Annotated in this window: 10 protein-coding genes and 1 pseudogene; 5 read left to right on the forward strand and 6 right to left on the reverse strand. The window is 45.6% G+C overall.

What is annotated here, in order from left to right; genetic code table 11:
* Positions 1–43 precede the first annotated feature (43 nt).
* The 5 genes from BLU80_RS11125 to BLU80_RS11145 are packed head-to-tail and all read right to left on the reverse strand — an operon-like array spanning position 44 to position 6989.
* Positions 44–763, reverse strand: coding sequence for an ABC transporter ATP-binding protein (locus BLU80_RS11125; protein ID WP_091398109.1), 720 nt, complete (start codon positions 761–763; stop codon positions 44–46).
* A gap of 47 nt (positions 764–810) precedes the next feature.
* Positions 811–1743 (reverse strand): DUF4097 family beta strand repeat-containing protein, encoded by a 933-nt coding sequence (locus BLU80_RS11130; RefSeq protein WP_091398112.1) that lies wholly within the window; start codon positions 1741–1743, stop codon positions 811–813.
* A 58-nt stretch (positions 1744–1801) separates the two neighbouring features.
* The gene (locus BLU80_RS11135) at positions 1802–4168 is read right to left on the reverse strand and encodes an ABC transporter permease (RefSeq protein ID WP_091398115.1); all 2367 of its coding nucleotides are present in this window, start codon (positions 4166–4168) and stop codon (positions 1802–1804) included.
* A 53-nt stretch (positions 4169–4221) separates the two neighbouring features.
* Positions 4222–5472 (reverse strand): efflux RND transporter periplasmic adaptor subunit, encoded by a 1251-nt coding sequence (locus BLU80_RS11140; RefSeq protein WP_091398118.1) that lies wholly within the window; start codon positions 5470–5472, stop codon positions 4222–4224.
* A 38-nt stretch (positions 5473–5510) separates the two neighbouring features.
* Entirely contained in the window at positions 5511–6989 is a 1479-nt protein-coding gene (locus tag BLU80_RS11145; protein WP_091398121.1) for a TolC family protein, read from the reverse strand.
* A gap of 251 nt (positions 6990–7240) precedes the next feature.
* Here BLU80_RS11145 and BLU80_RS11150 point away from each other — a divergent pair, with 251 nt between their 5' ends.
* Together BLU80_RS11150 and BLU80_RS11155 are read left to right on the forward strand one after the other, a co-directional pair.
* Positions 7241–8581, forward strand: a complete 1341-nt coding sequence (locus BLU80_RS11150; protein ID WP_091398124.1) for a sigma-54-dependent transcriptional regulator — start codon at positions 7241–7243, stop codon at positions 8579–8581.
* A gap of 157 nt (positions 8582–8738) precedes the next feature.
* Positions 8739–9980 (forward strand): sensor histidine kinase, encoded by a 1242-nt coding sequence (locus tag BLU80_RS11155; protein WP_170831213.1) that lies wholly within the window; start codon positions 8739–8741, stop codon positions 9978–9980.
* 42 nt (positions 9981–10022) lie between these two features.
* On the opposite strand, the gene BLU80_RS11160 is transcribed toward BLU80_RS11155, so the two are convergent.
* Entirely contained in the window at positions 10023–10643 is a 621-nt protein-coding gene (locus BLU80_RS11160) for a DUF502 domain-containing protein (protein WP_091398130.1), read from the reverse strand.
* Positions 10644–10754: 111 nt separating this feature from the next.
* Between BLU80_RS11160 and BLU80_RS11165 the strand changes: the two genes are divergently transcribed.
* From BLU80_RS11165 to BLU80_RS11175, 3 genes and pseudogenes are all read left to right on the forward strand, one after another.
* A complete protein-coding gene (locus BLU80_RS11165) occupies positions 10755–11468 on the forward strand; it encodes an SDR family NAD(P)-dependent oxidoreductase (RefSeq protein WP_091398132.1) in 714 nt (237 codons plus the stop codon).
* A gap of 95 nt (positions 11469–11563) precedes the next feature.
* Positions 11564–12547: a 2-hydroxyacid dehydrogenase gene (locus BLU80_RS11170; protein ID WP_091398134.1), complete on the forward strand. Its 984-nt coding sequence runs from the start codon at positions 11564–11566 to the stop codon at positions 12545–12547.
* 85 nt (positions 12548–12632) lie between these two features.
* Positions 12633–12895 (forward strand): annotated as a pseudogene (locus BLU80_RS11175) (hypothetical protein); the annotation flags it as partial.

Consider the following 12895-nt stretch of genomic DNA (forward strand, 5'->3'; position numbering starts at 1 on the left):
TTTTTAGATACACAAATAGAGGCATAGAGAATGGAAGTAGTCGTCAGGCATTCTCTTTCAGATCGGTATCCGGAATATAATCCAGCTCCCTTAATATGTTTTCCGTGATTTTTTCTCCATCCAGCATCCGGATAATGCGGTGACTGAACTTGGCATCATGTTCACTGTGTGTCACCATGATAATGGTGGTACCGGCTTCATTGAGCGAAGTGAGCATATCCATGACCTCATTACCATTATGTGAGTCCAGATTACCGGTCGGCTCATCCGCTAGTATCAGCTTTGGCTTATTCACAACAGCTCTTGCAACCGCTACACGCTGCTGCTGCCCACCGGACAGCTGTTGGGGAAAATGATTCTTACGGTGCATAATCTGCATTTTTTCCAGGGTTTCCTCCACCATCACCTTTCTGTCAGCCGGCCTGATATTATTATAAATCAGGGGTAATTCCACATTTTCATAAACGGTTAACTCATCAATCAGATTAAAGCTCTGGAATACGAAGCCAATGTTCTTTTTACGCAGCATGGCTCTTTTCTGTTCATTAAAATGGGCGATTTCCTGACCGTTAAAAATAAAACTGCCTCCATCGCAATCATCCAGCAGCCCCAGTATATTTAAAAGCGTCGACTTACCACATCCGGAAGGACCCATAATCGCCACAAATTCTCCTTGTCTTACTTCAAAGGACATCTTATTAATGGCAACGGTCTCAATAAGATCCGTTCTGTATATTTTTTCTAGATCTGTAATTTTAATCATGATCCTGTATTTTAAATGATTTTTACAATAGTATTATTTAAGCACCCTTATGGCCTGCTGATTTTAATGTCTCCGCTGACGGTTTCCACACTAAGCGTCTGTCCGCCACCATTTAACTGAGCCACAATCTTTCTTTTGCTTTTAGTATCATACTTTACGTCCGCGACACGGTCCAGGTCGATGTCTCCGCTGACGGTTGCAGCTCTAAACGTAATACCGCTATTGCCTGCAATCGTTAACTGAATATCGCCCGATGTTGACCGGAGTTTTACCTCATCTGCCAGTGCCCTGGTCTTAACGGCAATATCACCGCTGGTCGTCACTGCGCTTTGTAGCCTCGTCATGGCCTGCGCCTTAATATCACCGGAGGTGGAGGTGGCAGCAAAGCTGCCTTTCACGTCACGGGCTTCCACATCCCCGGAAACGGAAGAAGCTTTTACATTGCCCGTGATATCACTAAGATCAATATCTCCGCTGGTGGTAGCTATACTGGCGCCCCCTGCCCCTTTCAGTTCAATATCTCCGCTGACAGACTGTAGCTGGCTTAGCGCACTTTTAGGCATATGTAAGATAAATTTCATATTCAGCCCCTGATTATTAGGAATGCGGCTGGTTTTATGCTCCACTTTTACCCGTAGCGTACCACCGGACAGCTCATCCGTAATCCTGTAATATCTATCCAACCTGGTTTTTATTTCTGCGGCGGACAGCGGTTTATTATTCGGGCCTTTGACCAGCACTTCCAGAGTCGCAGAACCCGAGGCGTCTCCGTAAACCTCAATATCTGAGCTAACCGTAGCCACATCCAGCGTTTTTATCTGGCTGGAAACATACTGCTTTTTAAACAAGGATTTGTAATTATCCTTTTGCAGGACTGTACTAACTAAAGAGGTTCCGTCCTCTGAGGGATGGTTCTCCTGAATACAGGACGCTCCCAGCATAAAAGTAATCAGGGCAATGGCCAATATATTTTTTCTCATTTTATTAATTTTATCAGGATATAAGCTAACTAAAAATATTTTTATAAGACACCCGTTTTTATTCCGATTTGATGGCCCTTACGGGATTTAGTCTCCCTGCCTTAAAGGCCTGCGAGCTGACAGTAATAAAAGCGATCATCAACATTAAAATCGCCGTCACCAAAAATACATACCACTGAACACTTATCCGGTAATCAAAATCCATCAGGTAGTGATTCATCAGATAATAAGCCACGGGAAATGCAATCACGCAGGACAGCAACACCATCAGAATAAAGTCTCTGGTCAGCATTTTTACAACGGAACCAACAGAGGCGCCAAGCACCTTCCGGATGCCGATCTCCCGGGTTCTTTGTTCCGCCATAAAGGCCGACAACCCGAATAGACCCAGACAGGAGATTATAATTGCCAGACCGCCAAAAATAACGGCCAGGGCGCCTGTAAAACGCTGTTGCTTAAACTGATTTTCAAAGGCCTGATCCATAAAATGATAATCAAAGGCCTGACTGCCGTCAAATCCGGCAAACACAGACTTTAAGGTAGCCAGTGTGCCGGAGAGGTCTTTCCCGTCCTTTAAACGGATAAATATCATGCTGGCCTGCTCAGGGGCATTAAAAAATACCAGCGGAGCCGGTTTACTGGCAGCCACGTTATTGTATAGAAAATCCCTGGTAATCCCTACAATCCTTAAATACTGTGAAGAATCATCACTATAATAGATCTGACCACCCACATGACCGGACTTACCCATTAGTTTTGCCAGGCTTTCATTGATGATGACCGCGTTGGAGTCGGCCCTGGGATCCTGATTAAATGCCCGCCCGGAGCTAAGCTGGATCCCCAATGTTTTCAAATAATCATCATCCGTTCTGACGTACGTAATCAACACCTTGTCTTCACTGCTACTACCTTCCCAGCGAAGACCGCTCCCATTGTTATACATGGCTAAAGGCGTATTTGATCCCAAAGAAAGATCCGCTACCTTACCGGTCTGCAAAACGGCCGCTTTAAGCGATGGAAAGGAGGCCATTAATTTTTGAGAAGCACTTACATACAGCACATTATTTTTATTATAACCCAAGTCCCGGTCATGCATATGCCGGATTTGCTGATAGATGACAAAGATGGACACCATAATAATGGCAGATACTGAAAACTGTAAGACCACCAGAACCTTTCTGACCCATCCGGCACCGCCTGCTTTCAGGCTATGCCCTTTAAGTGCCGCAATCGGATTGAAGGAAGATAGGTAAAAAGCCGGATACAGACCCGCAATAAGGCCACTGACAAGACCCAGGCCCAGCAAAAACGCCATATGCCAGGGATTGAATAAATCCGGGTGTAAATGAAGGCCGATCAGGCCATTAAATAATGGCAGCGCCACGGCGATCAGTAGCAGGGCCAATAGCAATGCCAGAAAAGACATTACAACGGCCTCCAGGAGTAAGCGCAGCACCAGCTGTCTTCTGCTGGAGCCTAAAACCTTACGCAGCCCGATCTCCCGGGACCTCTTCTCACTTCTGGCCGTAGAGAGGTTCATAAAGTTGATGCAGGCAATTAAAAGAATAATCAGGGCAATTAAACTAAACATTTTTACCATGGTAATCCTGCCACCGGGCGCTTCCTTGGTACCGCTAAGATTGCCATGTAAGGCGATACGGTCCATGGGATACATAAAAAAAGTATTTTTCGAATCCGGGTTATGACTTTTCGCCAGACCAGAGAGCTGCTGATTGACCTGACCCTCAGTCACACCGCTTTTTATCTTTACCCAGGCTCCGGTGGTGTTCGTATCCCAGGCATCCCAATCCTTATGTGCATTATAATACACCGAATAGGGCAATAAAATATTGACCGAAGCAAACTCCATATTATCTGCTGGATCCTTAAATACTCCTTTAATCTGATAAGGCTGCTGATCGATTAGTAAAGTCTTGCCCAAAGCCTCCGTACTGCCAAAATAAGCAGTGGCCACCTTGGCCGATATCGCAATCCCGTCCGGACTATTTAAGGCGGCAGCTGCACTGCCTGCCAGCATCTCATAACTGAACATTTGCAGAAACTCCGGATCCGTATAAGCGCCCTGCTCCGCAAAGTTCCGGTCACCCAGGGTTACATTAACGCCGTTGTCTGAGTAACGTACCACTGTTTCCACGCCCGGATACTTATTTTGTAATTCATCACGGATGGCAAAAGGCGTCACCGGAAAGGTATAGGTATCCTTACCATAGACCTGCGCATTTTCCATCCGGAAAATCCGGTCCCGGTCTTTTACCGTATGATTAAAGGTTGTATAATACTCTACCCATAGTAAGATGATGCCCGCACAGGCAATGCCTATGGCCAGCCCCAGGATATTAAGCACACTAAAAACCTTACTTCTTTTAAAATTCCGCCAGGTTGTTACTAAAAACCGTTTGAACATATCTGCTTTTTTTTATGTTATTACAGGTTTCACCCTAAACTATATCCGCCCTGCTAATTAATCACCAGGGTTTCATTGTCTCCAAAATTATCATAACTGCTGGTCACCACCTTATCCCCCGGCTGCAGTCCTTTTAATACTTCATAATAATCCGGGTTCTGCCCTCCGATCTGGATATCTACTTTAAAGGCAGTGGAACCGTCTTTGCTGAGTTTGTAGATCCAGTTACCCCCTGTTTTCTGGAAAAAGCCGCCTCTTGGAACCAGCAGTGCTTTCCTGTCGTCACTCAAAGTCAGCATAATCTGCAGGCTCTGTCCTCTATGAATCACCTTTGGAGTTTTACCGTCAAAGGACATGTCTACCTGGAATCTCCCATTGGCTACAGAAGGATATACTTTTTTAACGCTCAGATGTAAGGTATCATTGCCGACAACCGCTGTACCGGTAAGTCCGGGAAAAACATTATTGATATAATGCTCATCCACATCCACCCTTACCTTATAATCACTGATGACATCAATTTGTCCGAGCCTTTCCCCTTTATTTTTATTTTGTCCCACTTCCGCGTCCAGGGAAGTCAATTGTCCGTCCACCGGTGCGCGTACGATCAGGTCGCCCACTTTTTGCTGCATCAGGGAGAAGGCTTTGTTAGCCCCGGAATAGAGTTTATTTTGCTGAGACAACTGCTGTACCTTATCCACAGAATCCTGCTGCAATAGGGTTTTCTGCAATTCCAGCTTTTTCACCAGGTAGTCATAGCTGATTTTCGCCTGTTCATACTCCTGACTGCCGATGGCCTTCTGGCTATATAATTTTTTATCCAGTTCATAGACTCTCTTAGCTTCCTGTAGAGTGCTTTGTACATCGGCCAGCTGATTTAAGTTGCTCACAGAGGTCTGCCGGGCACCATTTTGCGCAATCTGCACCTGCATGAGGGTGTTGTATACATTATTTTGCTGTTCCACCAGGCTCATCATCAGATCCGGATTGGACAGACGCAAAATAGGTTCTCCTTTTTTCATCATGGCACCATCCTCTACATACCTTTCCTCTACCCGGCCGCCTTCCATGGCATCCAGATAGATGGTAGCGATAGGCATCACCACGCCATTGACCGGAATATAATTTTTAAATTGCCCCTCCGTCACCTCGCTGATGGTAATTCTCTCTTTATCCACATTAAGTCTGGATCCGCCGCTGGCATAATATATACTGCCGGCAATCAGGGCCGCTAAGGCCACGATACCTGCAATGGTCAGTATCTTCTTACGGGTCCAGGTTTTCTGTTCTATTGCTCTATCCACTGTGTAAAATTTAAAATGAGTTGATCGTTATTTGCGGGTTATAAAGAGAGTGTGCCCTCATAATAACTCAATATTTTTGTTTTAAAAAGGTAGTTATATTTAGCCGCCACGAGGCTTATTTCTGCCTGACTTAATTTATTTTTAGCGATCAGATAATCGGCTGAATTAATCGCGCCTGCGTTAAATTTCACTTCAGAGATTCTGAAGTATTCTTTATAAGCGGTTACCAGCTCCTGTTGTTTTAACCAGGCTTCCTGGGCTGTCTGTTGGTCAAAGTATGCTTTGCCGATGGCGTTTTTAAGAGCGGTCCTGGCCGTACTTAACTGGTCTTTGGCCAGCGCTGCCTGCAACGCTGCCACTTTCACATCCGTTCTTGATTGCAACTTATTAAAAATGGGAATATTAAGCGTTAGATTTACATTGGTGCCGTAATTATTCTTTATCTGATTCCAATAAGGGATATCCCGGTAACTCATGGCATTGCTGCTGGAATATACCGGCAGTTTATCGGCTCCCATCATCACATAATCTCCTGTTTCAGCAGTTACCAGATCCCCTGTTACGCTTCTTGTAGCCGCGCTGGAAAATGCGGTACCGATGCCTGCGTTCAGCGATAAGGATGGATAATAGTCCGCCTTTTCTACGGCTACATTTTTAATAGCGCTCTGGTATTTAAGGTCCGCTGCCTTCACGGTTGGCAAAAAGGACAGGGCTTTTGTATAGATACCATCAATAGACGTCTGCTGCCCGGCGTTATTGTCTTTACCAGCGGCCGGATCCTTTAAAACGACATTCATATTGAGTGGTTGGTTCATCAGTTCAAAAAGCGTGATCTTGGCCGATTTAATAACGTTTTGCTGACTGGTAATAGCCAGTTCACCGGAACTGAGCTGACCTTTCATATCATAAAAATCATCCGGATTCGCGGCCCCGCTTTGATTTAAAGTATCCAGCCGGTTATATTGTACCTGCGTAGTCAGTAGCTGCTGATAATAATTATTGAGGATTTCCTGTTGATTAAGTACTTCCAGATAGGCGGCAATCACCTGTATGGTAATGGCATCTTTTTGTTGCTGCGCATCCAGTTCACCTGCCTGCTTATCTAGTTTGCTTTTTCTGATATAGTTACGGATTTTAAATCCGTTGAACAGGCTAAGAGAAGCACTCAGGCTGTAGTCCGCGGAAGTAAAGCTTTGGCTGATATAACTATTATCCGAAGGGTTAATGGATCTGCCGCTGTTCAGACCGTGTCCGATATACCCGCTGACAGCTGGCAGCTGCTCCATCTTCGCCTGGTTTAAGTAAACGCCGGCAATCGCCGCCTGGGTACTGGAGGTTTTAATGTCCATGTTATTTTCCAGCGCCTCCCTGACGCACGCTTCCAGGCTCAGATACTGAGTCTGACTGCTGTCCGTTTGTGTGATCAAGGATCCCTGCCCGGCCACCTGTGCGTGAGCCGGGAAACATCCCGCCCCAAGACATCCAAATAAAAATCCTATATAAACCAGTTTTTTCATTCAACTATTTTCCAAGTAGGCTATAAAGGCTGTGCCATTCCTGTTAGCATTAGCAATCTGTTCATTATATATATTATTATTTTAAAAGATGTTCGATTTTGATACACTTACTGTACGCAATCAATACAGGGGGCCTCCCTGCGATCCCTTCCGACATAAAACCATGCGCCCGTCTGATACATCAGCGGTTAGGGATTTTTAAAAAATATTCGTTCCTTTATCCAAATATATCTGTCAAAATACCTTTTCATATGGCCTTAAAAAATGCCACTATTGCTATTGTCGATGACGATCCGGATGTGCTCACTGCTGTGCGTTTACTACTGAAAACCGAAGTAAAACAAGTCCTGACAGAGAAAAATCCGGAGAACCTGCTTTCTTTATTAAAAGAAAACCAGGTTGATCTGTTATTTCTGGACATGAACTTCAAATCCAAAGTCAATACCGGTAACGAGGGTCTTTTCTGGCTGCAAAAAGTAAGAAAGCTCTATCCCGGTTTACCGGTGGTGATGATTACCGCCTATGCGGATATTGACCTGGCAGTAAATTCTTTAAAATTAGGCGCTCAGGACTTTATGGTAAAGCCCTGGCAAAATCAGAAGCTGTTGGAAACAGTAAAATCCAACTATCAGAAAAACAGCCAGGACAGGGCCCCTTTTGACGGCCCCGCCGGTATTATCGGGCAGAGTCCGGCCATGAAAGATGTATTTCGTAAAATTGAAAAAATTGCGCCCACCGATGCCAATATCTTAATCCTGGGAGAGAACGGAACCGGAAAAGACCTCATCGCGCGAACCATCCATGATCAGTCCCTGCGTCGCACGCACCCCTATGTCAAAGTAGACGTAGGTGCGCTTACCGAGAGTCTGTTTGAAAGTGAGCTTTTCGGGCATAAAAAAGGCGCCTTTACCGATGCCAGAGAGGACCGCCAGGGGCGGTTTCAGGCGGCCAACAAAGGCACTTTATTCTTAGATGAAATCGGCAACATCACCCTGGCCCAACAATCCAGATTACTTACGGCACTTCAAAACAGATATATTACGCCCTTAGGTACCAATGACAAGGTCCATGTGGATATCCGCCTGATTTGTGCGACCAATCTGCCTTTAAGCTCCCTTGCTGATGAATCCAGGTTCAGAAGAGATCTGATTTACCGCATTAATACCGTAGAGATCACCATCCCGCCCCTTAGAGAAAGAGGTGAAGATATTGAGCGCATTGCCGAACATTACGCCAGGCTCTACGCCCAGAAATACGGTAAACCTACCCTGGACTTTTCCAGGGAAGCCAGAAAAAAACTCAGCAAATACAGCTATCCCGGCAATGTCAGAGAACTTCAATACGCCATTGAGCGGGCTATTATTATGACAGAAAATGAAGCCATTGAGGCCGAAGATATCCTGTTCTCCCCCATTGAACATGTGGAAGAACCGCTGGCAGCCAGAGATAAGGCCGTCAATTTAAGTCAGGTGGAAAAAAATGCCATCTTAAATGCCATTAGCAAACATGAAGGCAATATCTCCAAGGCAGCCAAGGAGCTGGGCATTACCAGAGCTGCCTTATATCGCAGAATCAGTAAATATGACATTTAGCCTGTCGGCTGCCCGGTTATCCGGCAGGCTATTTCCTTCTTATAATTCATAGTCCACCATGGTAAAAAGCAGTCTTAGAATTATCATACAGCTTTTGTTAATCAGCCTGTCAGCCGGGGCTGTTGTATGGTGCTATTTAAAGTCATTGCCGCTTGGCATGAGTATCGCGGTATTTTTATTGGTGGTGCTCATCTACAGGATGTTGAGTTTATTCAAAGATATCCTGAATGACTTTAATGATTTTGTGGAGGCGCTTAAATACCGGGACTTCTCCCAGCATTTTTCCATCCTCCGGGCCCCCAGACATCTTCGTTTTTTCAGAAGGGGATTTAATGATATTGTCGGAGGTTTTAAGCAGCTTAGCCAGGAAAAGGAATTACAGTATCAGTACCTGCAAAACGTACTGGAACTGGTGGACACGGCTATATTAGCCTTTGAACCCGGCACGGGAGATATTTACTGGATTAACAGCCAGATGAAAAACTTACTGAGTGTTCCGGCCATTAAGAATTTAAAACGCCTGGAAAGACTGCTGCCCGCCTTAAACGAAGCTTTTTACACCATCAGTCCGGGGAGTCAGCAAATCATTAAGGTGGACATCGTGGACAGGCCGCATAAACTGCTGCTTACCACCAATAATTTTGTCACGGGCGGCAAGCAAATGAAACTGATTGCCCTGCAAAATGTGGAGGAAGCCCTGGATGTAACCGAAACAGAGGCCTGGAATAAACTGCTGCGCGTATTAACCCATGAGATTATGAACTCTATTGCGCCGATTTCATCGCTGGCCAATACCCTGCAGGACAGATTAAGTCTGGTGGACAGCCGTCTGCCCATTCATGCCGTCGACTTAAAAGATCTCCAGGATGGCATGCAGACGATCCGTTCCCGTAGTGATGGCCTCATGCGGTTTTCCACCTCTTATCGCAATCTGAATAAAATCGGGCAGATTCATCTGAGCCAGTTTTACATCAGAGACTTATTTGAGAACCTGGCCGCCCTGATGCAGCCGGGCATGACCAGTAAACAGATCATGCTGGATGTTATACTCAAAAATCCCAATCTTAAAATAGAGGCTGATCAACAGTTGCTGGAACAGGTGCTGATTAATCTGCTGCTCAATGCCATCGACGCCGTAAAGGAAAGCCCCGAGAAAAAAGTGATGATCTCCGGGGAGAAAAATCAACAGGGGCAAATCATCCTGAAAGTCAAAGACAGCGGCAAAGGCATGGATGAACAGATCATGGAACGAATTTTCATCCCCTTTTTCTCTACCAAGAAAACAGGCAGCGGTATTGGCTTAAGTCTTTGTAAACAAATCATGCTTTTACACAGAGGCAATATCCAGGTAAAATCCGTCCCGGATAAAGGCACCACTTTCAGACTGCAATTTCCCTGACGACTACTCTTTCATTTACCCTGCCGGGTATTCTACACAGCATTATTCTGCTTTATCCATTTCCGTCACTCCTCCGGAAATCACAAATTTCATGGCCTCGGCCGAAGATATGCTATCACTGACCATCCGGATATTGGCTTTAGGCACAAAAAAGGTCATCCCGGAAATCGCGTAGGAAAAAGGGACATAGACGACGACATGATCTACCAGGTCGAACTGACTGGCGTCATTTTGCGTAATAAAGCCCATCCTCCACACATCGGTACTGTCTACATTCACCAGGACCGGTTTATCAAATTTCTTTTTACTGCCTGAAAAAGCCTTCAGAAAATCCTTAACGGAAGAATAGATCAGTTTAACCCCCGGTGTCCTTTCCAGGGTGGCCCCCAATAGATCAATTAAATGACTGATCACAAAAGAAGAAGAAGCCCAGCCAATGAGAATCATAATAATGACCATCATCAGGATGCCAAGACCCGGTATATGACGAGTCGATTCTTCTCCGGGGACTACGGAACCGAATAAATTAGGCAGTATACTGTCCACCGCACTAAACAGCCAGAATACAAAATAGATGGTCACCGCAATAGGGGCAATAACAATGACACCCTGGAAGAAATATTGTACAATCCGTTTCGCTAAAGTCTTTTTCTGTTCGTCCATAACTTGTTTTTTCTGTTCCCGTAACCTGTTTTTTCTGTCCCAGTAACTTGTTTTCTGGTTCCCAAAAATAAAAACTACTTTTGAAGTTTAAGGTATTAAAAATTTTATTATATGCAAATCGTTGTCACAGGTGCCACCCGAGGTATCGGCAAAGCCGTAGCTGCCATCTTTGCAAAGGACCGTACAGCGCACCATTTTTTTCTTTGTGCCAGAAAAACAGAAGAGCTGGATGCACTTAAGTCCTTACTCATGCAAACGGGTGAAGGCACGGCTCATCAGGTCACCACCGTCCGCTGTGATTTTTTAAAAAACGAGGATATTCAACATTTTGCCGACGCTGTTCTGGCCACCGGCCTACCGGTAGACATCCTGGTGAACAACGCCGGTATCTATCAGCCCGGCAGCTGTTACAATGAACCGGAGGGCCAGTTAGAAAAAATGTTACAGGTGAACCTGATGAGTGCCTATCATCTGACCAGAGCCCTGGTTCCTGCTATGATTCAGGCAAAAAAAGGTCATATTTTTAATTTGTGTTCCATTGCCAGCATCCAGGCCTATGCCAATGGCGGCAGCTATAGTATCAGTAAATTCGCATTATCCGGCTTTACCCGTAATTTAAGGGAAGAATTAAAACCCCTCGGCATCAAAGTAACCGGTATTTATCCGGGCGCCACCCTTTCCAGCAGCTGGGACGGACTGGATATAGATCCCGGCAGAATCATGGAAGTAGATGACGTGGCCAAAATGATATATGCCGCCGCATATCTTTCCCCGCAAGCGGTAGTAGAAGATATTATCCTAAGGCCGCAATTAGGCGACCTGTAAATAATAAACACTTTTAAAGCCTTCACCGGTCTGTTTTTGGAATCGCATCATCATCACCGCATAAAATCAAGGGCAGCCGCCTCTAACTTCATCCTATGAAAGTATTTGCAACAAAGGTTATCCCGGAACTAGCCAAGGAACTTTTCGCCAATCAGCAGGTCATCCTGGATGAGTGGACAGGCGCTCAGCCGATTTCAAAAGAGCAGCTGACCGGTACACTGATCCAGGGCGGTTATGACGGATTACTGGTAGCCGGGGTAAAAATCGACGCCGACATCATTGACGCGGTCAAGGCTACGGTTAAAGTAATTTCCCTACTATCCGTAGGTTTTGACAATATAGATCTAGAGGCCGCCACCCGGGCCGGCATTCCGGTCAGCAATACACCGGATGTGCTCAATGACGCCACCGCCCAAACCGCTTTTCTACTCATGCAAAATGTCGCAAGGAAAGCCTTTTATAATTACCGGCGTATTATGGATGGTGATTGGAAATCCGAGAGTTTTGTCAAAAATCTGGGTCAGGACCTCCAGGGTAAAACCCTGGGCATTTTCGGGATGGGCAGTATCGGCACCGTTATGGCAAAGCTATGCAAGGCAGCCTTTAACATGGATATTATCTATCATAACAGGCGTCCCAATAAAGCAGCCGAAACTCAGACAGCAGCCCGCTACGTATCCTTTGAAACCCTGTTACGACAAAGTGATATTCTTTCCATCCACGCTGCCCTGACCCCTGAAACCACCCGGATATTCAATGCGGAAGCCTTTGAAAAAATGAAAAGCTCCGCCATCATCATTAACACAGCCAGAGGAAAAGTAATAGATGAACCGGCACTCATAACAGCCCTGGAACAAAAGCAGATCTGGGGAGCCGGGCTGGACGTGACAGATCCGGAGCCGATGGCACCGGACAACCCGTTATTAAAGATGGAGAACGTCGCCGTACTGCCTCATATCGGATCAGCCACTGTCCATACGCGTAATGCGATGGGGCAATTAGCCGCAGAAAATATGCTGCTGGGCCTGTCCGGCAACAGGTTAAAAACGATTGTCAACAAGGAAGTTTATGACCGCTAGCCTATTTAGAGTCTGCTGAACAACTGCCAAATTATATGTAAATTGAGGTTTCAGTGGATTTTTCATTAAAAAAGTGCAAGGTTTTATGCGTGGAAGTTATAAAAAGCGTGCACCATCTCCGGTTTATAGCAGTCCCAACCAGCTAAGTTTCGAGGGTTTTGAGACCCCATTCGAGCAGCAGCTGGACTTGAATAACCGGTGGGTTTTCCTTGCCAGGAATATTCCCTGGGACCGGATCGTTGGTGTATACGATAAAGTATTCAGCTCTGCGGAAGGGAGAAAACCTCTCAGTGGGCGACTCGTCCTTGGCAGTCTAATGATCAAACACCTCTGTAAGTTATCAGACAG

Origin of the sequence: Arachidicoccus rhizosphaerae (assembly GCF_900107765.1) — a bacterium.
GTDB classification, from domain to species: Bacteria; Bacteroidota; Bacteroidia; order Chitinophagales; family Chitinophagaceae; genus Arachidicoccus; species Arachidicoccus rhizosphaerae.